This is a genomic window from Streptomyces sp. NBC_01450 (assembly GCF_036227505.1).
GTDB lineage: Bacteria > Actinomycetota > Actinomycetes > Streptomycetales > Streptomycetaceae > Streptomyces.
Window position 1 is genome coordinate 3,955,527 of record NZ_CP109480.1, and the last position, 25,452, is coordinate 3,980,978.

The 25,452-nt window shown below is 71.2% G+C and carries 17 protein-coding genes and 2 pseudogenes; 8 read left to right on the forward strand and 11 right to left on the reverse strand.

Going from position 1 to position 25,452, the window contains the following annotated elements; all coding sequences use genetic code 11:
• Window positions 1-35 precede the first annotated feature (35 nt).
• Window positions 36-1,478, reverse strand: coding sequence for a DHA2 family efflux MFS transporter permease subunit (locus OG568_RS17590; protein ID WP_329532270.1), 1,443 nt, complete (start codon window positions 1,476-1,478; stop codon window positions 36-38).
• 66 nt (window positions 1,479-1,544) lie between these two features.
• Between OG568_RS17590 and OG568_RS17595 the strand changes: the two genes are divergently transcribed.
• The 3 genes from OG568_RS17595 to OG568_RS17605 all read left to right on the forward strand — a co-directional run bounded on the left by OG568_RS17595 (window position 1,545) and on the right by OG568_RS17605 (window position 4,958).
• A complete protein-coding gene (locus tag OG568_RS17595) occupies window positions 1,545-2,507 on the forward strand; it encodes a LysR family transcriptional regulator (RefSeq protein ID WP_329532271.1) in 963 nt (320 codons plus the stop codon).
• 152 nt (window positions 2,508-2,659) lie between these two features.
• On the forward strand, window positions 2,660-4,609 hold the full coding sequence (locus OG568_RS17600; RefSeq protein WP_329532272.1) for a glycoside hydrolase family 97 catalytic domain-containing protein: 1,950 nt from the start codon (window positions 2,660-2,662) through the stop codon (window positions 4,607-4,609).
• A 142-nt stretch (window positions 4,610-4,751) separates the two neighbouring features.
• Complete coding sequence (locus tag OG568_RS17605; protein WP_266431070.1) at window positions 4,752-4,958, forward strand: DUF5988 family protein; 207 nt, start codon at window positions 4,752-4,754, stop codon at window positions 4,956-4,958.
• A 31-nt stretch (window positions 4,959-4,989) separates the two neighbouring features.
• Here the strand turns inward: OG568_RS17605 and OG568_RS17610 are convergent, their stop codons facing one another.
• The 3 genes from OG568_RS17610 to OG568_RS17620 form a co-directional block, all read right to left on the reverse strand.
• Complete coding sequence (locus OG568_RS17610; RefSeq protein WP_329532273.1) at window positions 4,990-5,853, reverse strand: alpha/beta fold hydrolase; 864 nt, start codon at window positions 5,851-5,853, stop codon at window positions 4,990-4,992.
• Window positions 5,854-5,956: 103 nt separating this feature from the next.
• Entirely contained in the window at window positions 5,957-7,588 is a 1,632-nt protein-coding gene (gene pruA / locus OG568_RS17615) for an L-glutamate gamma-semialdehyde dehydrogenase (RefSeq protein ID WP_329532274.1), read from the reverse strand.
• A 162-nt stretch (window positions 7,589-7,750) separates the two neighbouring features.
• Window positions 7,751-8,677, reverse strand: a complete 927-nt coding sequence (locus OG568_RS17620) for a proline dehydrogenase family protein (RefSeq protein WP_329532275.1) — start codon at window positions 8,675-8,677, stop codon at window positions 7,751-7,753.
• A gap of 181 nt (window positions 8,678-8,858) precedes the next feature.
• Here OG568_RS17620 and OG568_RS17625 point away from each other — a divergent pair, with 181 nt between their 5' ends.
• Complete coding sequence (locus OG568_RS17625; protein ID WP_329532276.1) at window positions 8,859-10,151, forward strand: PucR family transcriptional regulator; 1,293 nt, start codon at window positions 8,859-8,861, stop codon at window positions 10,149-10,151.
• A gap of 96 nt (window positions 10,152-10,247) precedes the next feature.
• Window positions 10,248-10,712: a DNA glycosylase AlkZ-like family protein gene (locus OG568_RS17630; protein WP_329532277.1), complete on the forward strand. Its 465-nt coding sequence runs from the start codon at window positions 10,248-10,250 to the stop codon at window positions 10,710-10,712.
• A 173-nt stretch (window positions 10,713-10,885) separates the two neighbouring features.
• Here the strand turns inward: OG568_RS17630 and OG568_RS17635 are convergent.
• Both OG568_RS17635 and OG568_RS17640 read right to left on the reverse strand, forming a co-directional pair.
• A pseudogene (locus OG568_RS17635) lies at window positions 10,886-12,520 on the reverse strand (IS200/IS605 family accessory protein TnpB-related protein).
• A gap of 202 nt (window positions 12,521-12,722) precedes the next feature.
• Window positions 12,723-12,893 (reverse strand): annotated as a pseudogene (locus tag OG568_RS17640) (GntR family transcriptional regulator); the annotation flags it as partial.
• 47 nt (window positions 12,894-12,940) lie between these two features.
• On the opposite strand from OG568_RS17640, the gene OG568_RS17645 reads away from it, so the two are divergent.
• On the forward strand, window positions 12,941-14,137 hold the full coding sequence (locus OG568_RS17645) for an MFS transporter (protein WP_329532279.1): 1,197 nt from the start codon (window positions 12,941-12,943) through the stop codon (window positions 14,135-14,137).
• A gap of 6 nt (window positions 14,138-14,143) precedes the next feature.
• Here the strand turns inward: OG568_RS17645 and OG568_RS17650 are convergent, their stop codons facing one another.
• Complete coding sequence (locus OG568_RS17650) at window positions 14,144-14,731, reverse strand: TetR/AcrR family transcriptional regulator (protein WP_329532280.1); 588 nt, start codon at window positions 14,729-14,731, stop codon at window positions 14,144-14,146.
• Window positions 14,732-14,828: 97 nt separating this feature from the next.
• Between OG568_RS17650 and OG568_RS17655 the strand changes: the two genes are divergently transcribed.
• Window positions 14,829-16,397, forward strand: coding sequence for an MFS transporter (locus OG568_RS17655; RefSeq protein ID WP_329532281.1), 1,569 nt, complete (start codon window positions 14,829-14,831; stop codon window positions 16,395-16,397).
• A gap of 362 nt (window positions 16,398-16,759) precedes the next feature.
• Window positions 16,760-19,729, forward strand: a complete 2,970-nt coding sequence (locus OG568_RS17660) for a helix-turn-helix transcriptional regulator (RefSeq protein WP_329532282.1) — start codon at window positions 16,760-16,762, stop codon at window positions 19,727-19,729.
• Between the two features lie 52 nt (window positions 19,730-19,781).
• On the opposite strand, the gene serA is transcribed toward OG568_RS17660, so the two are convergent.
• The 4 genes from serA to OG568_RS17680 form a co-directional block, all read right to left on the reverse strand.
• Entirely contained in the window at window positions 19,782-21,371 is a 1,590-nt protein-coding gene (gene serA / locus OG568_RS17665) for a phosphoglycerate dehydrogenase (protein ID WP_266431088.1), read from the reverse strand.
• A gap of 327 nt (window positions 21,372-21,698) precedes the next feature.
• On the reverse strand, window positions 21,699-22,697 hold the full coding sequence (ilvC, locus tag OG568_RS17670) for a ketol-acid reductoisomerase (RefSeq protein ID WP_266419075.1): 999 nt from the start codon (window positions 22,695-22,697) through the stop codon (window positions 21,699-21,701).
• A 125-nt stretch (window positions 22,698-22,822) separates the two neighbouring features.
• The gene (gene ilvN / locus OG568_RS17675) at window positions 22,823-23,353 is read right to left on the reverse strand and encodes an acetolactate synthase small subunit (RefSeq protein ID WP_054234575.1); all 531 of its coding nucleotides are present in this window, start codon (window positions 23,351-23,353) and stop codon (window positions 22,823-22,825) included.
• Between the two features lie 27 nt (window positions 23,354-23,380).
• Window positions 23,381-25,237: an acetolactate synthase large subunit gene (locus OG568_RS17680; protein ID WP_329532283.1), complete on the reverse strand. Its 1,857-nt coding sequence runs from the start codon at window positions 25,235-25,237 to the stop codon at window positions 23,381-23,383.
• Window positions 25,238-25,452: the final 215 nt, after the last annotated feature.

A 25,452-nucleotide genomic window follows, 5' to 3' on the forward strand; every position in this document is an offset into this window, starting at 1 on the left:
AAAACTAAGTGAGGATGGAGCATCTGTCTCCACAATTACTCGGACTTCCTACTATCTGAGACGGTGGATTGGGTCACACGCCCCTGACCTGGGGCTACAGTTCGCGCGGCATCGCCCGCCGCGGGGTGCAGCCGCAGGGCGCCCGCCATCGGAATGAGACACAGCACGCCGAGCACCAAGAACGCGACGGCGTACGCCGAGCGCGTCCCGTCCGTCAGCGCCGCGCCTCCGCGAAGCGCGACGGCGGTGATGGCCACGCCCAGCCCCGCGGCCAGTTGGTGGGAGGTCGCGAAGAGGGCGTTGGCGTCACGCAGGCGCTCCTGCGGGGTCTCGCTGAAGGCGATGGTCGCGTAGCCGCTGAGACCGACCGAGCGGGCGACACCACTGAGCACCGCGACGACCGCGATCACCGCGACCGGCGTCCCGGCGGTGAACAGCGCGCAGGCCCCCGTGGTGACCGCGAGCCCGAGGCTGGAGACGATCAGCAGCGGACGGAACCCGAAGCGGTTGATCAGATACGTCGTCGCGGGCTTGACCCCGATGTTCCCGACGAAGACGAACAGCACCACCGCGCCCGACTTCACCGCGCTCCAGCCGAACACCTCCTGGAAGAGCAGCGGGAGGAGGAAGGGGAGGGCGGCGACGACGGCCATGAAGAGCGAGCCGTCGAGCGCCGCCGCCCGGAAGGACCGGACGTCCAGGGTGCGGAGGTTGACCAGCGGGTGCCGGGTGCGCAGCAGATGCCGTACGGCCGCGGTGAGCGCCACGGCGGCGGTCGCGCCGACCACCACCACCTGCGCGGCGGATCCTCCCGCCTGGTCGGAGAGCAGGTGCGCGGCCCACGTCAGGGCGGCGAGACCGGTGCAGGTGAGCAGGGTGCCGGCGAGGTCCAGCGGAGGTGTCTCGTCCCGCGGGACCGGTGCGATGAGGCGGTGCGCGACGAGGAGGGCGACGGCTCCGAGGGGCACGTTCAGCAGGAAGATCCAGTGCCAGGAGGCGTAGGTGGTGATCAGGCCGCCCAGCAGGGGCGCGAGCACCGGGGCGACGAGCCCGGGCCACACGATGTACGCGACCATGCGCGGCAGTTCCCGCTTGGGGGTGCCGGTCAGGACCACCAGTCGGCCGACCGGCACCATCATGGCGCCGCCGGCGCCCTGCAGCACTCGGGTGCCGACAAGGACGCCGAGGTTCGGGGCGAGTGCGCAGGCCAGCGAGGCGAGGGTGAAGACCGTGATCGCGGTGAGAAAGACCCGGCGCGGGCCGAAGCGGGCGGTGAGCCAGCCGGAGAGGGGGATGAGGACGGCGAGAGTGACGAGGTAGGCGGTGATGACCAGACCCACGGAGGCGGGGGCGGTGTGCAGGTCCCGGGCTATCTGCGGAGCCGCGGTCGACACGATCGTGCCGTCCAGCATCTCCATGAAGAAGCAGCCCGCGACGAGGAGCGCGGTCGCGGTGCCGCGCCGGTGAGAATCCGTCATGGGTCCAGGTTCGGGGTGCCCATTGCTGCACACAAGGTCCGATTGCTTCACGTAGCCTTGCGCCCCATGCAGCATTCAGCGCATGCGTCCTCCGGCTCCGGACTGACCGCCCCCCTCCCCGACATGAACCTCCTGCCCGCCCTCGACGCCCTGCTGCGCGCGGGCAGCGTGGCGGGCGCGGCGGCCGAACTGAACGTCTCCGCCTCGGCGATGAGCCGCACCCTGGGCCGGCTGCGCCGGGTGGTCGGCGACCCGCTCCTCGTCCCGTCGGGGCGGGGGCTGACCCTGACCCCCCGAGCGCGGGACATGCAGCCTCGGGTGCAGGCGGCGCTGGCGGGCGCGGTGGCGGCGCTGCGACCGTCGGCCGACGTCGAACTCTCCTCCCTGCGAAGGGAGTTCAGGATCCGCACGAACGACGGGATCGCCCTGTCCCTCGGCGCCCCGCTGCTCGCGCAGGTGGCCCGGGAGGCACCCGGCGTACGGCTGCGACTGCTGCCCGAGGGCGAGGAGGACCCGGCGGATCTGCGCACTCATGTCGACCTGGACGTGGGCCAGTTGCCCGACCCGCTGCCGCACGATGTGCGCGCCTCGCCGCTGCACGAGCACCGGATGGTGGCGGTGGCACGGGCCGGCGCGGACTTCGCGGGTGAGCCGCTGACGCCTGAGCGGTTCGCCGCGCTGCCGCACATCACGGTCACACGGCGCGGCCGGGCGCACAGCGTGGTGGACGAACACCTCGCCCGGCTCGGCCTGCGCCGCGACGTCCTGGCCACCGCCCCCACCTACGGCGCGGCCTGCTTCTTCGCCCTGCGCACCGACGCCCTGGCACTCGTCCCGGCGGAGGTCGCGAGAGAGGCGGAGCGCTGGATGCCGCTGGTGGTGCTGGAGGTTCCGCTGGACCTGCCGAGGTTCCCGTCGGGCCAGGCGTGGCACGTGCGGCTGGACACGGATCCGGCGCACCGGTGGCTACGGGGGGCGCTGGCGCGGGTGGCGGAAGAGGTCAGGTGCGCCGTTGACGCGTCCGGGTGAGGGCGACGGTCTCGGCATGCTCCCGTCCGACCGGCCGAAGCAATTGATCCCATCTCTGATGCGGTCATACGCCTTGACAGTCCCATCACGCACCCTCACTCTCACAATCATCGGATGAATACAGGAGATGGCTGCGAGAAGGAGGGTTCCTGATGTCGGTCCAGTTACGGGCCCGCACCATCGTGTTGACGCTCTGTTCCACCCTGCTCGCCACGGCGGTGGCGGCGCTCCCCGCCCGCGCCGAGGGCACGGCGCGGGCCGCCTGGGAGGTGAAGGGGCCGCACGGCTCCCCGACCGCGGTCGTCGCACTCGACCGGACGGACGGGCGTCCCACGCTCGCCGTGAGACGCGAGGGCAGAACGGTCCTGGAACCCTCCCCCCTCGGCCTGGTCACCGAACAGAGCGACTTCTCGCGGGGGTTGACCCTCGCCGGACGCTCCGAGCGCACGATCACCGGGCACTACACCAGTCCGACCGGCAAGTCCCGCGACCGCGTCACCCGCATGACCGAGGCCCGCTTCCGCTTCCGCACCGCCGACGGCGCCCGCCTCGACCTGGTGACACGGGTCGCCCGCGACGGCGTCGCCTACCGCTACGTCCTGCCGCGAAACCACGGCGACGTGCTGCGCGAGGCCTCCGCCTTCACCCTCCCCACCGGCGCGAACGCCCTCCTCGGCGGCTACCGCGCCGACAACGAGCTCCCCTTCACCCGCTACGACTCCGCGGCGTCGGCGCCGGCCGGCGCGTACATGATGCAGGGGCTGTTCCGGACGGACGGGGGAGGTGGCGACGGGGGCGGCGCCTCCGGCAGCGACGGCGACTACGCCCTGATCGCCGAGTCGGACGTCAACGGCACCTACGCGGGCGCCCACTTGACGCACACCGCGAACTCCTCGACGTACGGGCTGAGTCTCTGGAACGACGAGCCGATCGTGACGACCGGCGCGCTCACCACCCCGTGGCGCGCGATCGTCACCGGCGATCTCGCGACCGTCACCGAGTCGACGTTCATCGACGACCTCGCCCCGGCGTCCCGGGTCCGCGACACCTCGTGGATCAAGCCGGGCCCCGCGCTGTGGACCTGGCTGGCGGGCGGCAAGGAGGCGGGGCAGAGCCTGGCCGCGCAGGAGAAGTACGTGGACTACGCGGCCGAGCGCGGTTGGCCGTACGAAGTGGTCGACGCGGGCTGGTACTTCAAGACGGACGCCTGGGACGTGATCGATCCCGAGTGGCAGACGGACAGCTGGATGCCGGAACTGGTGCGCTACGCGGCGGCCAAGGGCGTCGGCATCCACGTCTGGCTGCACTACAGCCTGCTGACCGATCCCGTCGAGCGCGAGAAGTGGCTTTCCACGCTGTCGCGTTGGGGCGTCAAGGGAGTGAAGATCGACTTCATGGACTCGGAGTCCCAGGAGCGGATGCGCTGGTACGACGACGTGCTGGAGTCCACGGCCCGCCACCATCTCATGGTGAACTTCCACGGCTCGACGATCCCCAAGGGCATCCAGCGCACCTGGCCGCAGGTCATGACGATGGAGGGCGTCGGCGGCGAGGAGAAGCGCAACAACACGGCGGTGCAGCTGGCCTCGCTCCCCTTCACCCGCAATGTCATCGGCTCCATGGACTTCACCCCGGGCGCCTTCCACCGCCCCTACCGCCCCAACGTCGCCTCGGACGCGGGTGAGCTGGGCCTGAGCGTCCTGTACGAGTCAGGGATCCAGAACCTCTCCGGCACCCCGGAGTCGTACGACGCGCGGCCCGAGGCCCGCCGTTATCTGGAGCAGCTCCCCGCCCGCTGGGAGGAGACCCGGCTGCTGACCGGCGACCCGGGCCGCTCGGCGGCCTTGGCCCGGCGCGCCGCCGACGGCCGGTGGTTCATCGGCGGCACGTTCACGGGCGCGGCCCGCACGGTCGACGTACCGATGCGGCTGGGCGCCGGTCGCTGGCTGGTGGAGACCCTGACGGACGGGCCGTCGGGGCTGGTGCGCGAGACGCACGTCGTCCGGGGCGGCGGCACGCTGGCCGTACCGGTCGTGGCGGACGGCGGCTTCGCGGCGCTCGCCTGTCGCGCACGCGAGGGCCGTACGACCTGCGAGAACTGACCCACCCCTCCCCTGGCCCCGTCCGGGGTCAGGGGAGCCGTTCGTGCACGACGACCGCCGACGGCTCGGAAGCGGATCGCCCACACGACTGATCCTCCGCGCGGCATGCGACATCGGACTCCGCCGGGGGAACGGTGTCGTCATGAGCGACACGACCAAAGCACTGCTCGAGGGCGGCCCGGACGATCTGCCCGAGCGAATCGTCCCGGTCCCGCCCCCTGGAACGGACGTGAAGATCGAGTGGCGCGCCGGCTACGAACACTTCAGGGCGACCCCACGGCACGCGGACACGCCGGAGGGCAGGCTGCCCGTGTACGAGTGGTGGGAGCGGACGGAGTTCGCCGGGTAACGCCGCGCCCGCCACGGCGAGGGACGGCGGATCACCGCAACGCCGCCGTCACCGCCTCCCGAAAGCCCTTCGGGTCCTCGACCCACGGCAGGTGCCCGGCCTCCGGCAGGATCACCCGGCGCACCCGGGGCAGCGCCCGCTCCAGTGAGTCCACCGCCGAACGCGGGCGGATGTCGAGCGCCCCGTCGACGACGACCACGGGCAGGTCGAGCTTTTGGCAGGCGGCGTACAGCTCCGGGGTGCCCCAGGTCCCTCTCCGCTCGGCGTTGAAGGCCTTGTTGCACTCGGTGTTGATGTCGAACCAGGGCTCGGCCATCCGCCCGGCATGCTCCAGGTCCCGCTCGCGGTCCACGAACTCGGCGGACCACTGCAGCACCGCACACTCCCGTTCCGCCGCCTCGGAGCGAAGGGGACGGTCCGTCAACTCGCGCCAGCGGGCCAGGCGTTCGGGACGCTCGCCCAGCCGGGCGAGGAGGTTCACCTTGTAGTCGCCGAACCAGTCGGAGTCGGGCCCGATCCCCGTACCGCTCACATAGATCAGCGCGTTCACCCGCTCGGCATGGGCCAGCGCGTAGCTCAGCACCAGCTGCGCACCCCACGAGTGGCCGAGCAGTGTCATCCGCTCCAGCCCGAAGTGCCGGCGTACGGCCTCCAGGTCGGCGACGAACCGCTCGCTCGTCCAGGGCCCGGCGTACGGCTGGGACCGTCCGCAGCCTCGCTGGTCCCAGCGGTGCACGGCGGCCCGGTCCGTCAGTGATCCGGCCATGTCCTCGAACATGTCCCACAGACCGGGTCCGCCGTGGCACAGCACGAGCGGGGGCCCTTCACCCGACCGCCGCGCCCACAGACGCACTCCGTCGTCGGTCTCGACCGTCTCGCTTCGCGTCAGGGCCATGGGGAGATTCTGCCCGGAGACGTCCGAAGACGCCCGGACATGGAGACGGGCCGGGAAGTCCGCTCGGAGGTCGGGCTTCCCGGCCCGGGTTCGGAAGGGCTGATCAGCCCATGTGCGGGTACGTGTAGTCGGTCGGCGGGACCAGGGTCTCCTTGATGGCGCGGGTCAGCGTCCAGCGCATCAGGTTCTGCGGGGCGCCCGCCTTGTCGTTGGTGCCGGAGGAACGGCCGCCGCCGAAGGGCTGCTGGCCGACGACGGCGCCGGTCGATTTGTCGTTGATGTAGAAGTTGCCCGCCGCGTAGCGGAGCTTCTCCATCGTGTACGCCGCCGCCGCGCGGTCGCCCGAGATGACCGAGCCGGTCAGCGCGTAGTCGGACGCCGACTCCATCTGGGTCAGCATCTCGTCGTACTTGTCGTCCTCGTAGACGTGGACGGCGAGGAAGGGGCCGAAGTACTCGGTCGTGAAGACCTCGTTCTCCGGGTCCGAGCACTCGACGACGGTCGGGCGCACGAAGTAGCCGACGGAGTCGTCGTACGTGCCGCCCGCGACGATCGTGCACGTCGGGTCGGCCTTCGCGCGGTCGATGGCCGCCTTGTTCTTGGCGAACGAGCGCTCGTCGATGACCGCGCCGATGAAGTTCGACAGGTCGGTGACGTCACCCATGGTCAGGTAGTCGACCTCGGCCGCGAACTCCTCCTTGAAACCGGAGTTCCAGATGGAGGCCGGGACGTAGGCGCGGGAGCTCGCCGAGCACTTCTGGCCCTGGTACTCGAAGGAACCGCGGGTCAGAGCGGTCTTGAGGACCGCGCGGTCCGCCGACGGGTGGGCGACCACGAAGTCCTTGCCGCCGGTCTCGCCGACCAGACGCGGGTAGGAGCGGTACTTCTCGATGTTGTTGCCGACCGTCTTCCACAGGTACTGGAAGGTCTTGGTCGAGCCGGTGAAGTGGATGCCGGCGAGGTCGCGGTGCTCCAGGGCGACCTTGGAGACCTCGATGCCGTCACCGGTGACGAGGTTGATGACGCCCTTGGGCAGGCCCGCCTCCTCCAGGAGCTGCATCAGCAGCACGGCGGCGTGGGTCTGCGTCGGGGACGGCTTCCACACGACGACGTTGCCCATGAGCGCCGGAGCGGTGGGCAGGTTGCCCGCGATCGCCGTGAAGTTGAAGGGCGTGATCGCGTAGACGAAGCCCTCCAGCGGACGGTGGTCCATGCGGTTCCACACGCCCGGGGAGTTCGCCGGCGGCTGCTCGGCGAGGATCTGGCGGGCGTAGTGGACGTTGAAGCGCCAGAAGTCGACGAGCTCGCAGGGGCAGTCGATCTCCGCCTGCTGGGCGGTCTTCGACTGGCCGAGCATGGTGGAGGCGGCCAGCGTCTCGCGCCAGGGACCGGCCAGCAGCTCGGCGGCGCGCAGGATGATCGCGGCGCGGTCGTCGAAGGACATCGCACGCCAGGCGGGCGCGGCGGCGAGAGCCGCGTCGATCGCGTCCTGCGCGTCCTGCTGGGTGGCGTGCGCGCCGGTGCCGATGACGGCCTTGTGGTTGTGCGGCTGCACGACCTCGAAACGCTCACCGCCGCCGAGCCGCTTCTCGCCGCCGATGGTCATCGACAGCTCGATCGGGTTCTCCGCCAGCTCCTTGAGCTTGGCCTCCAGGCGCGCGCGCTCGGGCGAGCCGGGGGCGTAGCCGTGCACCGGCTCGTTGACGGGGGTGGGGACCTGGGTCACAGCGTCCATGGTGTCCGTAACTCCTTTATGAGCGGGTGGTTCGGGCTCGGCCCGTGGATCAGCCCTTGGTGAGGATCGAGCGGGCGCTGTGCTTTCCCGGGGACGCAGCAGCTGACAGTGGCTGCGCCACGGGCCGGACCCCCGGCGGAAAATGCCAGTGACAGCCATCTCTCAACCTCGGGTCAGAATGCTGCGGGCGAAGAACAGCAGGTTGGCCGGCTTCTCGGCCAGGCGGCGCATGAAGTAGCCGTACCAGTCGGTGCCGTACGCGGTGTACACGCGCATACGGTGGCCCTCGGCGGCGAGCCGCAGGTGCTCCTCGCTCCGGATGCCGTACAGCATCTGGAACTCGTACTCGTCCAGCTTGCGCCCGGCCTTGCGCGCCAGCTCCTGCGCGATGGAGATGAGGCGCGGGTCGTGGGACCCGATCATCGGATACCCCTCGCCCTCCATGAGGACGCGCAGGACACGGACGTACGCCTTGTCGGTCTCGGCCTTGTCCTGGTAGGCGACCTCGGCGGGCTCCTTGTAGGCGCCCTTCACCAGGCGGACGCGGCTGCCGCTCGCGGCGAGGCGGCGGGCGTCGGCCTCGGTGCGGTACAGGTAGGCCTGGATGACACACCCTGTCTGCGGGAAGTCCTTCCGCAGCTCCTCGTGGATGGCGAACATCGAGTCGAGGGTGGTGTGGTCCTCGGCGTCCAGGGTGACGGTGGTCCCGATGGCGGCGGCGGCCTCGACGACGGGGCGCACGTTGGCGAGGGCCAGCTCGTGGCCGCCCTCCAGCGCCTGCCCGAACATCGACAGCTTGACCGACATCTCGGCCTTGGTGCCGAGGTCCAGCTCCTTCAGGTGCTCGATGAGCTCCAGGTACGCGTCCCGGGCCGCGAAGGCCTGCTCGCGGGTGGTGATGTCCTCGCCGACGACGTCGAGGGTGACTTCCAGCCCCTTGGCGACGGCGTCCTGGACGACCGGAATGACCTGGTCGACGCTCTCACCTGCGATGAAGCGGGCGACCACCTGCTTGGTGCCGGGCGCCGCCGACACGAAGCGGCGCATCCGGTCGCTGCGCGACGCGGCGAGAATCACGGGACCCAGCACGGGGCACCTCCACAACAAGGCGAGCAGAAGGCCGCATCCCGACCATTCGGGTACGGCACGGAGAACCACCGTGAAACCTAAGGATCCCTCCGATCCTGAGCCATCGACAGCTGTCACGCATCCGTGCCCTGGATCTCAGACAGATGTATGAAGGCCTGCGGAATTGCGGGAGAATGCCCGGGTGAGCGGTGAACACAGGGATCAGAGAGAGCACCGGGACCACCGGGGCGGCCACGGCGGCTATCAGGAGCTGGTCGACGAGATCTCGGCGCTCCTCGGGGCGCCCGCGACGCTGGAGAACCGGGACTTCGAGCTGATCGCCTTCGGCGCGTACGACAGTGAGGGCGAGCTCGACGCGTCGGCCCTGGACCCCGTACGGACCCGCTCGATCCTCACGCGCCGCTCCACGACGGCGGTCCGCACCTGGTTCGAGGGCTTCGGCATCACGCGCGCGACGGCGCCCGTGCACATCCCGCCCACCCCCGAGGCGGGCGTGTACCGGGGCCGGATCTGCCTTCCGGTACGCCATCGGGGTGTCGTCCTCGGCTATGTGTGGCTGCTGGAGGACGACCCCGGCCCGTCCGAGGCACAGCTCTCCGCCGCCATGCAGGTCGCCGCCCGCATCGGCGACCTGCTCGCCGACGAGGCGCAGGCGGGCGCGGACCTCACCCGCGAGCTGCGGGCGGTCCTCACCGCCGAGCGCGGCTGGCAACGGGAGATGGCGGTGGCCGAGCTGCGCACCGCCCTCGGCCCACGCGGCGACGGCCTGCACACGGTGGTGTGCGTCGCCCCCTGGCCGTCCGCCGACCCGGACGACGCCCCTTCGGTCCGTACGGTGCCGGGCGCGACCGCGCTGTGCACGGTGCCGTGGGGGGCCGCCGGCCAGAGCCTGGCCCTCCTCGTGCGGCTGCGCTCGGCGGACGTACTGACTCCGGCGCTCACCGCGGCGACACGCTTCGTACGCGAGGGGGAAGGAGAACGCGGGGGCGGTGGGCAGGGGGCGGGGGCGTCCGGAGCGGCCAAGGCTGCCGGGAGCGCCGGGACTGCCGGGACTGCCGGGACGACGGTGGCCGCCGGAGTCGCCGGGGCCCGGGTGGGTCTCGCCGAGCTGGGGGCCGCCTGGCAGGAGGCGTCCGCCGCCGCCCGCGCCGTCCTCGCGGAGCCCCGCCTGGGCCCGGTCGCCGAGTGGGCCTCCATCGGCCCGTACCGCCTCCTCACGGCTCTGCCCCCGGAGACGGCCCACGACCCCGCCGTCCGCGCCCTCCTCTCCCCCGCGCACCGTGAACTCGCCCGCACCGCCGAGGTGTTCCTCGACTGCGCGGGCCAGGCCGGGCGCACGGCGGCGGAGTTGGGCATCCACCGGCAGACCCTCTACTACCGCCTGTCCCGCGTAGAGCAACTGACCGGCCTGGACCTGGACGACGGCGAGGACCGCCTGCTGCTGCACATGGCGTTGAAGGGGTCGCGACTGTAATGCCCGCGCGCGGCGATCAGCCGTAGGGTGTGCCGTCGAAACGCTCGCCGCGGGCTCGGGCGGCGGTGTGCCGGGCAGGGAGTGGGGGACCGCGGAATGGCCACGCCTCAGCAGAAGTTGACCATCAGTCAGGTGGAGGCGCGGCGACTCGCGCTGTCGCGGCAGTGGCTCGGCGGGATGCGTCCGTCGAGTGACGGGGAGGGGCTGCGGGCCGTTCTGCGGTCGTTGCGCTATTTGCAACTGGACCCCATCAGCGTCGTGGCGCCGAGTCATGAGCTCGTGGTGTGGAGCCGCCTCGGGGCGGGGGCCGGTTCGCATCTCGGCGAGTTGTGGTGGGGGGAGCGGTGGCTGTTCGAGTACTGGGCGCACGCCGCGGCCCTGGTCCTCACGGAGGACTACCCGATCCACCGGGTGTCGATGGACGGCTATCCCCCGAAGAACCTTTCGTTGACCAAGGTCTGGATGGAGGCCAACGAAGGGCTCCGGGAGCACATCCTCGCCCGGCTCGCCGAAGGCACCCCGCTGCCCACCGACGCCTTCGAGGACCGCTCGGTCCGGTGAGGTCCGGCACGCCGTGCCGGAAGTCGGCGATCAGCCGCTCGGGCGCGCTCCGGTTCGGCGCGGGCGCGGGTGGTACGTGGGCGCACGCCGCGACTTGGGTGGCCGAGCCGACGCGGGTCACGAGGTAGCCCTCGGACTGGAGTTGGGCGTAGCAGTCCTGGACGAGACCGTTCCTAAAGACTGAGCGGAAGTGAGTCCTGTTGCCAGAACCCGCGCTCAGCCGTGTGCCCCGGACGGTGTTGGGCACACTGGTCCCCCGCGTTCGCTCCGCATCCGGGCGGCACGGATCGTGTCCGTGGTCCGGGAAAGCGGGGGCGGGTTCCCTCACGCCCAGAGACCTCCGGTCGGGCCTGGACGGTCCGATGCCCCGCACGATCACTCTGGTCGTGCGGGGGCGGTGCCGTCCGTCGCCGGATCGGGTGTCCCTGGGCGCGCCTTCCGATCGCCACCGCTGCCGCATCATGGCGACTCGTCTTACGGTTGCTGCTGGTAAGAGGCCTCTGCCAGTGCTGGCCGCCCCACCGGGAGGTGTAAGCGGGGTCCATGGCGATGATGGCGATGCCCGTCTGGTCGGCCATCGAGGTCAGCCGGGCGCGGAGCCTGCCGGTGGGCATGCCGGAGATGACCTGCCGAAACCGCTTCCTGCGGCCGTGCCTCTCACGGGTCTTGTCCGCGCCGAAGTCCAGGTCCTCGATGGCGATGGCCTTCACCCCGCAGGCCCGGGCCCAGTGCAGCAGCCGGGTGAGGGCGTGGCGGACCTGGGCGTCGCGGTGATCTCGCGAGCCGGTCAGGTCGTAGAAGAAACGGCGCGGGGCACCGGTCGGGTTGCCGTGGACGTCCAGGCGCCAGGCGGCGAGGTGGTCGGCGTTCATGTCCACGCCGATCACGCCGTCGGCGAGCGCGGCACGGATGGGGATGATGGTCGGGGTGGGTGGGATCTGCCAGGAGGCGGTCAGATACCAGCGGTCCCGGCCCACGTCCAGATGAACGCGGTAGGCGACGGCCCGGTTGGCCTCGACGCGGTCGGCCCACTCGATGCCCCGGTGCCCGAACGTGGCGCGCCAGGCGAGGACGTACCGGCCGTGTCCGGCGTTCGCCAGATGCGCGAGCGGCGCGGGGAGTTTGATGCTCACCTCGCCCTCGGGGCTGACGCGGATGGTCTCGTTGCCGTAGCGCTTGCCGGACTCTCCGTCGGCGGCGCGGAACCAGCGTTCGGCCTCCCAGAGTTCACGCCACTGGGCCTCGGTCAGCCGGGCGGCATCCAGGTGGTGGCGGGTGCGGGCCAGGCGCTTACCGCCGCGCACGACACGCACCCGCCCCGCCGCACGGTCGGCCCGCTTTTGCTCCAGCCGGTCCTCCAGCACGTGCAGGCGACGCGCCTTGGCATGCCACTCCCGCCTCGAACGGTAACCCCCGGGCGTCTTTTTGGAGCCCTTCTGCCCGACGGGAAGGGACAGCCGGTGTGTGAGGGTCCTGATGCCCGCTTCCAGGTTCTGGACGTGCGCCAGCTGGCAGCGGCGGGCCAGCGCCCACTGGTCGTGCGACGCCTTCGTGATCGTCCCGGCCCAGCGTGACGACGAGAGAGGCGTCAGCTCGCGCTTGCGAGCCGCCCAGGTGTCGGCGGAATGCTCCAGACCGTCCCGGCACCGCGCCGCAAGATCCTTCGCGGCGAGCGACCCCAGATACGCACCGACCAGCCGCAGCACCTTCTCGTCCCCAGGGGCCAGGAGCTTGAGCCGGGTCCGGACCGCCACACCGGTCGGACCGGACGCGACGAACGGCTCCGCCACTTCCCTCAGCCCGCCCACCCCTCCACCCCCGCCCGGCCGCACCCGAAGATCCCGACACCGCATCCAACGAGCACCACCCGCAGAGGTCACGCATTCGACACAAGAACACCGGTTCCCTCCAGGTGCCTGACGCGACACCTACCACCCGTACTCGCTCCCGCTCACCACAACGTGCTCGAGTGCACCCCAGCCGCAGCAACTCCCAACCCCTCGACAACCCCATTTCGCGGGCGAGTTCACGCGAGGAAGGCAGACGCTCGCCGACGCCGAGGCGTCCCGTGCGGATCGCGTCCCGCAACTGCCGTTCGAGCTGGGCGCGCAACTGCTCACCGCTCTCCCGGTCGACGGACAGGAGCAGTTCGGGTGACAGACCGGCCCACTGCAACGGCATGGAATTGGAGCTTACCGGGGGGCCGCCGGCTGCCTAGCGTCGTTCCCATGACACCGACCACGCCCCGCGTCTTGGCGACGGCTTCGAGGCCCCCTCTCCTCACCCGCCCCCTGGTGCTCCGTTTCGTGAGCATGGTCGGCGCCTCGGTGAGCTTCTTCCTGCTCCTGTCGGTGGTGCCCCGTTACGCGACGGCGTCGGGCGCGGGCCTGGCCACCGGCGCCCTGATGCTCTCCACGGTCCTGCGCGAACTGGCCGCTCCCCGCCTCGTCGCCCGCTACGGCTACCGGGTCGCGCTGATCGCCGGGCTCACCCTGCTCGGCGCTCCCGCACTGGTCCTGACCGTCTCCGACGGCATGGCGTGGATCGTGACGGTCTGTCTCGTCCGCGGCCTCGGCTTCGCGCTCACGCTCGTGGCGGGCGGCGCGCTCACCGCGTCGCTCATCCCGGCCGAGCGGCGCGGGGAGGGCCTCGCGCTGGTGGGCCTGGTCTCCGGCGTGCCGTCGCTGATCGCGCTGCCGCTCGGCGTGTGGCTCGCCGCGCACGTCGGGTACGGGCCGGTCGCCGTGGCCGCGGGCATGGCGGCGCTGGCCGCGATCGTCGCCGTACCGGGCCTGCCGGACCGGGAGCGAACGTCCGGGAAACCGGTGGGGGTGCTGGCCGGGCTGCGCACCGGCGGTCTGATGCGGCCCGGGGCCGTCTTCGCGACCACCGCCCTCGCCGCCGGGATCGTCGTCACGTTCCTGCCGCTGGCGGTCCCGGCCGCGTACGGCACGGTCGTCGCCGTGGCCCTCTTCGTGCAGCCGGCCGCGTCGACCGCGGCCCGTTGGACGGCGGGCCGGTACGGCGACCGGCACGGGCCCGCGCGACTCGTCGTGCCCGGCCTTGTCCTCTCGGCCGGGGGCCTGTCGATCACGGCGGTGACCGGCAGTCCCGTCGCGGTCCTCGTCGGGGTCGCGGTCTTCGGCACCGGCTTCGGTATCGCCCAGAACGCCACGCTGGCCCTGATGTACGCGCGGGTCCCGGCCTCCGGATACGGCACCGTCACCGCGCTGTGGAACGTCGCGTACGACGGTGGCATGGGCGTCGGCGCGGCGGGTTTCGGCGTGCTGGCCGGGGTGACGGGGTATCCGTCGGCCTTCGCCGTCACCGCCGTACTGATGCTGGTGGCGCTGGTCCCGGCGTACCGCGACGCCCGGGCCGATCGCGGGTCCGGCACCCCGCCGACCGGAGTCGTGACCGGGTGACGCTTCTCAGTCCCGCGCCCTGGTCGCGCCCTCGATCACCCGGCGCAGCCCCTCCGTGAGGTCGTCCGCCGTGGAGGCGCTCGCCGGGTCGAAGAGCCACTGCACCATCAGGCCGTTGAGCAGCGCCTGGTAGAAGCCGCCGAGGGACTGGACGGTGCGCTCGTCGAGCGTCTCCTCGTCCAGGCCCGTGAGCATCGCGACGAGCCCGGACCGTCCCTCGATCTGCGCCTTCGCCATGAGGTCCCGCAGCTCCGGAACCCGCTCCCCCTGCGTCACGATCTCCATGCTGGCCGCCCACACGGGCCGGAACTCCTCGAAGGACTCCAGCATCCGCCCCCACACGCTGTGGAACCGCTCCACGGAACCCCCGGGCGTGTCCTCGCGCTCCTGGTGAGGGGCGAACTTCTCGCCCCACTCCTGCACCAGCTCCACGAAGGCCTGCGTCAGCAGCGCGTCCTTCGATCCGTAGTGGTAGCCGATGGACGCCAGGTTCGTCCCGGACTCCTTCACGATGTCGCGCGCCGTGGTGCGCACGAACCCCTTCTCCAGCAGGCAGCGCTTGGCGCCTTCGAGCAGATCCTCACGGTGTCCCATGCCGATCAGCGTACCCCCGATACAGACAACCGTCCCAGACGCTCGTTTTAAACAAGCGTACTAGACAAGCGTTTAAGACGTCCGTACAGTCGCTGTCATGACGCACTCGAAGCACTCGACGAGCACCACTCCCGCACCCGGCGAAGGCCTCGCCGGCCGCCGCGAATGGACCGCCCTCGGCGTTCTGATGCTTCCGCTGCTCCTGGTCTCGATGGACGTCTCGGTCCTCTACTTCGCGATCCCCGCGATCAGCGCGGACCTGGAGCCGAGCGGTACCCAGCAGCTGTGGATCTTCGACATCTACGCGTTCGTGCTCGCCGGCCTGCTGATGACCATGGGCTCGCTCGGCGACCGCATAGGCCGCCGCAAGCTCCTCCTCATCGGCGCCGCCGCCTTCGGCACCGCCTCGGTCCTGGCCGCCTACGCGGGCAGCGCCGAGATGCTGATCGCGGCCCGCGCGGTCCTCGGCATCGGCGGCGCCACCCTCATGCCGTCGACGATGGCCATCATCCGCACGATGTTCACCGACCCCGGGCAGCGCGCGAAGGCGATCGCGCTGTGGTCCGGCGTCATGACCGGCGGCATCGCGCTCGGTTCGGTGATGAGCGGTGTCCTCGTCGAGCACTTCTGGTGGGGCTCGGTCTTCCTCGTCAACCTGCCCGCGATGGTGCTGCTGCTCGTCCTCGGCCCGATCCTGCTCCCCGAGTCGAAGAACCCGGAACCGGGCCGTTTCGACCTGCTCAGCGTGCCGCTGTCGATGGCCGCCGTGCTGCCCGTCATCTACGGCGTGAAGGAAATCCCCTCCGAGGGCTGGACGTTCGAGTACGGCGCCTCGATCGTCGTCGGTCTCGTCTTCGCCGCGCTCTTCGTCCACCGTCAGCGCACCGCGAAATCCCCGCTGATCTCCCCCGAGTTGTTCCGCGGCCGGGGCTTCGCGCCCGCCGTCGTCCTCAACCTGGTCTCCGCGTTCGGGATGATGGGTTCGGCGTACTTCACCACCCAGTACCTGCAGTCGGTCCTCGGCAACAGCTCCATGGAGGCCGCCCTGTGGTCGCTGCTGCCGACGGTCCTGGTCGGGGTCGCCGCGCCGGTCGCCGCGCAACTGGTGCAGAAGGGCGTCCACCGCGCCCACGTCGTCTCCGGCGGCTTCGTCCTCGGCGCGTGCGGCTACGGTCTGCTGGCCTTCACCGGAACCGACTCTCTGTGGCTGGTCCTCGCCGGCGCCGGTGTCCTCGCCTCGGGGATCGTCACCGTGATGTCCCAGATGATGGATCTGGCGCTCGGCACCGTCCCCGTCGGCAACGCGGGCGCCGCGTCCTCCCTCCTGGAGACGGGCGCCGAGTTCGGCGGCGCGCTCGGTATGGCGGTCCTCGGCTCCATCGGTACGGCGGTCTACCGCCACGAGATTCCGTCCGGCGCCCCGGCGCCGGCCCAGGAGACCCTCGGCGGCGCGCTGGCGGTCGCCCACCAGTTGCCGGGCGACACGGGCGCCGCGCTGGTACGGGCCGCGCGGGAGGCGTTCACCAGTGGGATGCAGGCGGCGGCGATCGCGGGGGCGGTGCTGTTGTTGGGGGCGGCGGTGTTGGCGTCCGCGACGTTGCGGCGAGTTCGGGTACGGGAGACCGGGGCCGAGGCCCCGCCCACCACCGAACAGGCTCCCGCCTGACACCGACCCCACCAGGGCTGCGCCCCGGACCCCCGGCCCTCCCGAAGTGTTTTGCCTGCGGGCAGGCGGGGGCTGATCGCGCAGTTCCCCGCGCCCCTCAGACGGGGCTGCGCCCCAAAACCCCACCCTCGCGCAGCGCCTTGCCCGCAGACCGGTGCGGGCTGATCGCACAGTTCCCCGCGCCCCTGAAAGCCACGACCCCGGCCCGCACCAGCCAGCCCGTCCGGCGTTTGAGGACGAGGCCGTTCAGGCCGATGGGGGTTTGGGGGCGGAGCCCCCAAGTAGGGATGGGACGGGTAGGGGCGGCGGGGGCGAGGGAAAAGGGGCGGGGCGGTGTCGCTGGTGCGTGTCAGGATGGGGCCGTGGCACAGACATTCGGTACGCCGTTCATCGGCCGGAACGGCGAACTCGCCCGGCTCACCGGCGTGCTGGACCGCGCCCGCGAAGGCACCCCCCGCGCCGTCGTGGTCTCCGGAGACGCCGGCGTCGGCAAGACCCGCGTCCTGACGGAGGCCGCCGCGCACGCCACCCGCACCGGCATGACGGTGCTCACCGGCCACTGCGTGGACCTCGGCGACGTGGGCCTGCCCTATCTGCCGTTCACGGAGATCCTCGGCGTGCTCGGAGGGGACGAGCGGTTCGCCGCCGCCCTCGCGGCGCACCCGGCGGTAGGCCGCCTGCTGGGCGCGGGCGGCGGCGGAACGGACACGGACACCAGCACCCGCCTGCGCCTCTTCGAGGGCGTCGCGGGCCTGCTGGCGGACGCCGCCGACATCACCCCGCTCCTCCTGGTCCTCGAAGACCTCCACTGGGCGGACCAGTCCTCAAGAGACCTCCTGCGCTTCCTCCTCAGCCGAGGTGTCCTGCAGAGTCCGACCCCCGGCTCCCCCACCCACCGCCTCGTCCTCTTCGCCTCGTACCGCGCGGACGACCTGCACCGCCGCCACCCCCTGCGCCCCCTGCTCGCCGAGCTGGTCCGGCTCCCCTCGGTGGACCGGCTCGAACTGCGCCCGATGGCGGACGCCGAAGTCGCCCGCCTGGTGCGCGCCCTGCGGACGGACGCCCTCTCCGACACCACCGTCCGCCGTATCGTCGACCGCGCCGAGGGCAACGCCTTCTACGCGGAGGAGCTGCTCGCCGCGCTGCCTGGCGACCTCGACCCGGCGGCGCCCGCCATGCCCAGCGGCCTCGCCGACCTCCTCCTCATCCGGATCGAGCAGCTCTCCGACACGGCCCAGCAGGTACTGCGCACGGCGGCGGTCGCCGGACGGCGCGTCGAGCACGACCTGCTGCGTGACGCCGTACAACTGCCGGAGGACGAGCTGGAGTCGGCGCTGCGGGAGGCCGTGGGACGACAGCTGCTGGTCCCCGGTGAGGACGCCACGTACTCCTTCCGGCACGCCCTCGCCCGTGAGGCCGTCTACACCGATCTGCTGCCCGGCGAGCGGGTCCGGCTGCACGGCGCGTTCGCCAAGCTCCTCGCCGGGCGCGGTCATACGGCGAAGAGCGCGGCCGAGCGCGCCCACCACTCGCGGGAGAGCCACGACCTCGCGGACGCGCTGACCGCCTCGCTGGAAGCGGCCGACCACGCCCAGCGGGTCGGCGCACCGGCCGAGGAGCTGCACCACGTGGAGGCCGCGCTCGAACTGTGGCCGGCGGTGGACCCCGGCGCCCGCCCCCGGGACGGCGACCCGGTGACGCTCACCCTGCGCGCCTCCGCGGCCGCCGCGCACGCCGGGCAGACCCACCGGGCGGTCTCCCTCACCCGCGCCGCACTCGCCAGGGCGGGATCGGACGCGGACTCGGAGCTCGCCGCCCGCGTCCGCTACACCCTCGCGGGCAATCTGATGCGCGTCGACAGTCTGAAGGCCGCCTTCACCTACAGCAGCGAGGCACTGGCCATGATCCCGGCCGAGCCCCCGTCGTACACCTGGGTGTGGGCGGCGGCCACCCATGTCATGGCCGCTCGGTACATGGGCCACGACGAGGACGCCGAACGCGTCGCCCGGCAGGCGCTGCACACCGCCGAGGAGCTCCGACTCGCCGACGCCCAGGCCGACTTGATCATCTCCCTGGTCGGTCTCGAAGACCGCAACCGGCGTACGGCCGAGGGCCGGGAGCGGCTTCGGCGCGCCCGTGACCTGGCCCGGGGCGCCGGCAATGTCTCCGTCGAGATGCGCGCGCTGTTCAACCTCGCCATCGGGGCCTACGAGTCCGGGGCTCTGGACGAGTGCCTGACCTGGCTCGCCGAGGGACTCGAGCGGGCGAACCGCTCCGGGCTCGCCTCCTCCCCGTACGCGCTGGAGCTGCGCTACCTGCAGTCCCTGATCCTCTACACCCTCGGCCGCTGGGACGAGTGCGCGCGGGCGGCCGCCGTCGACGCCGAACGGCTGCCACCGGCGGGCGGCTTCGCCGTCGGGCCCGCGTTGTACGTATCCCTGGCGCGCGGCGAGGAAGGGGCCACCGAGCGGGCCCGCGCTCTGCTCGGCGGGCCGTTCGACTGGATGGCCACGCTCGTCGCGGGCATCGTGCTGGCCGACGCCGCCGCCCTGCGCGGCGACCCCGAGGGCGCCGTGACCTCCGTGCGGACGACACTCGCGGCGCTCAGCGAGGGCTCCGGCGGCGGGCGGCCCGACATCGGTGTGCGGCTCGCGGCGCTGGCTCTGTCGGCGGTCGCGGACGCCGCCGTCGAGCTGCGTACGAACGGCGACGATGCGGGCGCCCTGCGCTGGGCGGACATCGCGACCGAGCTGGTGGAGGTGGCCCGCGGTACGGCCGCCAAGGGGGAGGACGGGTCGCGGCAGGGACCGGAGGGGCTGGCCTGGCTCGCCCGCGCCGAGGCGGAGTGGCTGCGCGCGCGCTCGGGTCCCGATGTGGCCGCCTGGGAGCGGGCCGTCGCCGCGTTCGACTACGGCGATCCCTATGAACTGGCCCGCAGCGAAAGGCGGTTGGCCGAGGCGCTGCTCGTGGCGGACCGTCGGGAGGAGGCCGCCGAGCGGGCCCGCGCGGCGCGTGACACCGCCGTCCGGCTCGGCGCCGTACCGCTGCGCGAGGAGCTGGACACTCTGATCCGGCGCGGTCGTCTCGCCGACGCGCCGTCCGCCGCGGACCGTGTCCCGGCGTTGACCGCCCGCGAGAGCGACGTGCTGCGGCTGTTGGCGCGTGGCCGCACCAATCGTCAGATCGGCGAGGAGCTGTTCATCACCGGGAAGACGGCGAGCGTGCACGTCTCCAACATCCTCGCCAAGCTGGGCGCCGCGGGCCGCACGGAGGCCGTGGCCATCGCCTACCGGGAGGGGCTGGTCGAGCCGCCCCCGAACGCCCGCGCATGACGGGGGCCCGGTCACCCCAGGTGACCGGGCCCCAGCCTTCGTACAGCGAACGTCAGACGAGGTTCACCGAGCGCGCCGAGGTGGCGCCGATCTCCTCGGCCACGTCGCCCAGCACGTTCTGCGGGACCGTGTCGTCGACGGTGAGGACCGCGAGGGCCTCGCCGCCCGCGGCGGCGCGCGCGACCTGCATGCCGGCGATGTTGATGCCCGCCTCGCCGAGGATGCGGCCGACGGTGCCGACGACGCCGGGACGGTCCTCGTAGCTCAGCACGACCATGTGGTCGGCGAGCGCGAGGTCCACGTCGTACTCGCCGACGGCGACGATCTTCTGCAGGTGCTTGGGGCCGGCCAGCGTGCCGGAGACCGAGATCTCCTGGCCGTCGCCGAGCGTGCCGCGCACGGTGACGACGTTGCGGTGGTCCGGGGACTCGCTCGACGTGGTCAGGCGGACCTCGACGCCACGCTCCTGCGCGAACAGCGGGGCGTTGACGTACGACACCGTCTCGTCGACGACGTCCTCGAACACGCCCTTGAGCGCGGAGAGTTCGAGCACCTTGACGTCGTGCTGGGTGATCTCGCCGTACACCTCGACGTCGAGGCGGACCGCGACCTCGCCCGCGAGGGCGGTGAAGATGCGGCCGAGCTTCTCGGCGAGCGGCAGACCGGGCTTGACGTCCTCGGCGATGACACCGCCCTGCACGTTCACCGCGTCCGGGACGAGCTCACCGGCGAGGGCGAGGCGTACCGAACGGGCGACGGAGACACCGGCCTTCTCCTGCGCCTCGTCCGTGGAGGCGCCGAGGTGCGGGGTGCAGACGACCTGGTCGAGCTCGAAGAGCGGGGAGTCCGTGCAGGGCTCCTTCGTGTACACGTCGAGGCCGGCGCCGGCGACGCGGCCCTCCTTGAGCGCCGAGTACAGCGCCTCCTCGTCGACGATCCCGCCGCGCGCGGCGTTGACGATCCGCACCGACGGCTTGACCTTGTGCAGCGCCTCGTCGCCGATGAGACCGACCGTCTCGGGGGTCTTGGGCAGGTGCACGGTGATGAAGTCCGAGACCTCGAGCAGCTCGTCGAGGGTGAGGACCTTGACGCCCATCTGCGCGGCCCGGGCAGGCTGGACGTAGGGGTCGTAGGCGACGACCTTCATGCCGAACGCGGACATGCGCTGGGCGACCAGCGCGCCGATGCGGCCGAGGCCGACGACACCGAGGGTCTTCTCGGCGAGCTCGACGCCGGTGTACTTCGAGCGCTTCCACTCGCCGTTCTTCAGCGCGGAGTTGGCCTGCGGGATGTGGCGCGCGGTGGCGAGGAGGAGACCGCAGGCCAGCTCGGCCGCGGTCACGATGTTCGAGGTGGGGGCGTTGACGACCATCACGCCGGCCTTGGTGGCGGCGGAGACGTCGACGTTGTCCAGGCCGACGCCGGCTCGCGCGACGACCTTGAGCTTCTTCGCGGCGGCGACGGCCTCCGCGTCGACCTTGGTGGCCGAACGGATCAGGATCGCGTCGACGTCGGCGATCGCGGGCAGCAGCTCGGCGCGGTCAGCGCCGTTCGCGTGCCGGATCTCGAAGTCCGGGCCCAGGGCTTCGACGGTCGCGGGCGACAGCTCTTCAGCGATGAGTACGACAGGTTTCGAGCTCACGTGAGTCCTCACAAGTCCAATGCGGACGGCCGTCCCGACGGCCGCAGGCGGTGGAGGGTTGTCGCGGCCTCGGGGAAGGTCCGGGCGGCGTGGGGCGTGCCTTCACTTCTTCGGGGTCGCTTGAGCCGCGTGGAAGACGCACGACGCTGTGGGCCTGACGCGTTTGTTGTGCAGCAGTGTAGTGCGGCTACGGGGGCCTGCTTGCGCCTCCGTGGAAGGATCACCCGTCCGTGGCTGGACGGGGTGGACAACGTCGCGCTCACGGGCGTTGCCCAGGGTTGACCGAAGGGGCCGGAGCGGATGCTCCGGCCCCTTCGGCCGTACGGCTTACGCCTCGTCGTTGACCCACGACATGAGCTTGCGGAGCTCCTTGCCGGTGGTCTCCAGGAGGCTGTTCTCGTCCTGCGTCTTGTACTCGTTGTACTTCTTCAGACCCGAGTGGTACTCCTCCATCCAGTTCCGGGCGAAGGTGCCGTCCTGGATCTCCGCGAGGACCTTCTTCATCTCGGCCTTGGTGGCGTCGGTGATGATCCGCGGGCCGGTGACGTAGTCGCCCCACTCGGCGGTCTCGGAGACCGACCAGCGCATCTTCTCCAGACCGCCCTCGTACATGAGGTCCACGATCAGCTTCAGCTCGTGCAGGCACTCGAAGTACGCGATCTCCGGCTGGTAGCCGGCCTCGGTCAGCGTCTCGAAGCCCGCCTTCACCAGCGCCGCGGTGCCACCGCACAGCACGGCCTGCTCACCGAACAGGTCGGTCTCGGTCTCCTCCGTGAAGGTCGTCTTGATGACGCCCGCACGGGTACCGCCGATGCCCTTGGCGTACGACAGGGCCAGCGGGAACGCGCCGCCCGTCGAGTCCTGCTCCACGGCCGCGATGCAGGGAACACCGCGACCCTCCTCGTACTGGCGGCGCACCAGGTGACCCGGGCCCTTGGGGGCGACCATGGCGACGTCGACACCGGCCGGGGGCTTGATGAAGCCGAAACGGATGTTCAGACCGTGGCCGAAGAACAGCGCGTCGCCGTCCTTCAGGTTGTCCTTGATGGACTCCTCGTAGACCTGCGCCTGGATCGGGTCCGGCACCAGGATCATGATGACGTCGGCCTCGGCGGCGGCCTCCGACGGCGTCACCACACGCAGGCCCTGCTCCTCGGCCTTCGCCTTGGACTTGGAGCCCTCGTGCAGACCCACGCGGACGTCGACACCCGAGTCGCGCAGCGACAGCGCGTGGGCGTGGCCCTGGCTGCCGTAGCCGATGACCGCGACCTTGCGGCCCTGGATGATGGACAGGTCGGCGTCGTCGTCGTAGAACAGCTCGGCCACTGGGGTTCTCCTTGTTTTCCGGTATTGCCGGTGTTGCGTCCCACCGTACGGCGGGCGGGGGGAGGGAAGTTTTCGGGTCTCGGTATACGGGCGGCCGGCGATCACCGACCGCCCCGTACCAAGGATCAGGCTGATCGGTCGAGCGCGCGCAGCGAGCGGTCCGTGATCGAACGCGCCCCGCGTCCGATCGCGATCGTGCCGGACTGGACGAGCTCCTTGATGCCGAACGGCTCCAGCATCTTGAGCATGGCCTCCAGCTTGTCGCTGCCGCCGGTGGCCTCGATGGTGACGGCCTCCGGGGAGACGTCCACGGTCTTGGCGCGGAACAACTGGACGATCTCGACGATCTGGGAGCGCGTCTCGTTGTCGGCGCGCACCTTCACCAGAACGAGTTCGCGCTGCACCGCCGAGCCGGGTTCCAGCTCGACGATCTTCAGGACGTTGACGAGCTTGTTGAGCTGCTTGGTGACCTGTTCGAGCGGCAGCGCCTCGATCACGTTCACCACGATGGTGATGCGGGAGATGTCGGGGTGCTCGGTGACACCGACGGCGAGCGAGTCGATGTTGAAACCGCGGCGGGAGAACAGGGCGGTGATCCGGGCGAGGACACCCGGCTTGTTCTCGACGAGGACGGAGAGGGTGTGCTTGGTGCTCATGGTGGTGGACTCGGCTCTCTCTCGGTCTCAGTCGTCTTCGTTGTCGCCGAAGTCGGGGCGGACGTCCCGGGCGGCCATGATCTCGTCGTTCGAGGTGCCGGCGGCGACCATCGGCCACACCATGGCGTCCTCGTGCACGATGAAGTCGACCACGACGGGGCGGTCGTTGATCGAGTTCGCCTCCGCGATGACCTTGTCGAGGTCCTCGGGGGACTCGCAGCGGATCGCGTAGCAGCCCATGGCCTCCGACAGCTTGACGAAGTCGGGGACGCGAGTGCCGGCGCTCGGCTGCTTGCCGTCCGCGTCCGGGCCGGAGTGCAGCACGGTGTTGGAGTAGCGCTGGTTGTAGAAGAGGGTCTGCCACTGGCGGACCATCCCGAGGGCGCCGTTGTTGATGATGGCGACCTTGATCGGGATGTTGTTCAGGGCACAGGTGGTGAGCTCCTGATTGGTCATCTGGAAGCAGCCGTCACCGTCGATCGCCCAGACCGTCCTGTCCGGCTGACCGGCCTTGGCGCCCATCGCGGCCGGGACCGCGTAGCCCATCGTTCCGGCGCCGCCGGAGTTGAGCCAGGTCGCGGGCTGCTCGTACTGGACGTAGTGCGCGGCCCACATCTGGTGCTGGCCGACGCCCGCCGCGAAGATGGTGCCCTCGGGGGCGAGCTGTCCGATGCGCTCGATGACCTGCTGCGGCGACAGGGAGCCGTTGTCCGGCTGCTCGTAGCCCAGCGGGTAGGTCTCGCGCCAGCGGTTGAGGTCCTTCCACCAGGCGGCGTAGTCGCCGGCGTGGCCCTCGCTGTGCTCCTTCTGCACGGCCTGGACCAGGTCGGCGATGACCTCGCGGGCGTCACCGACGATCGGCACGTCCGCGGCGCGGTTCTTGCCGATCTCGGCCGGGTCGATGTCGGCGTGGACGATCTTGGCGTACGGGGCGAAGCTGTCCAGCTTGCCGGTGACGCGGTCGTCGAAGCGGGCTCCGAGGGCGACGATCAGGTCGGCCTTCTGCAGCGCGGTGACGGCGGTGACCGCACCGTGCATGCCCGGCATTCCCACGTGCAGCGGGTGGCTGTCGGGGAATGCGCCGAGCGCCATCAGGGTGGTGGTGACGGGCGCTCCGGTGAGTTCCGCGAGGACCTTCAGCTCGGCAGTGGCCTTGGCCTTGAGGACGCCGCCGCCGACGTAGAGGACGGGCCGCTTGGCCTGGGTGATCAGCTTGGCGGCCTCGCGGATCTGCTTGGCGTGCGGCTTGGTCACCGGGCGGTAGCCGGGCAGGTCCTGAGTGGGCGGCCACTGGAAGACGGTCTGCGCCTGGAGGGCGTCCTTGGCGATGTCGACGAGGACGGGGCCCGGACGGCCGGTGGAGGCGATGTGGAAGGCCTCCGCGATCGTCCTCGGGATGTCCTCGGCCTTGGTCACCAGGAAGTTGTGCTTGGTGATCGGCATGGTGATGCCGACGATGTCCGCCTCCTGGAAGGCGTCCGTGCCGATCGCCTTGGACGCGACCTGCCCGGTGATCGCCACGAGCGGCACCGAGTCCATGTGCGCGTCCGCGATCGGCGTCACCAGGTTGGTGGCACCGGGGCCGCTGGTCGCCATGCAGACGCCGACCTTGCCGGTGGCCTGCGCGTAACCGGTGGCCGCGTGACCCGCGCCCTGCTCGTGCCTCACCAGCACGTGCCGCACTCGCCGGGAGTCCATCAGCGGGTCGTAGGCCGGAAGGATCGCGCCGCCGGGAATGCCGAATACCGTCTCGGCCCCGACCTCCTCAAGCGAGCGGATGAGGGACTGCGCGCCCGTGACGTGCTCGGGGGCGGACTGCTGTCCTCCGGAACGGGGCCGCGGCTGCGGGTGATGGGCCCCGGTGGCCTGCTCGGTCATCGGCATTCTCTTCTCGATGCTGAGGGTTTTTGCGAGTTTTGTGCGGTGTACGACTGGTGCCTGTGCAACAAAAAACCCCTCGTGCCGTGAGGCAAGCGAGGGGAGCGCGCCGGGTGCGGTCGCTGGGTGTTCCGGGTCGGTCCGGTGGTCACCAGCTTCAGCCGACGCGCTTTCCAAGTACGAGAATTCGGGTGCGCATGGCATTGACCCTCCCCCCGGCA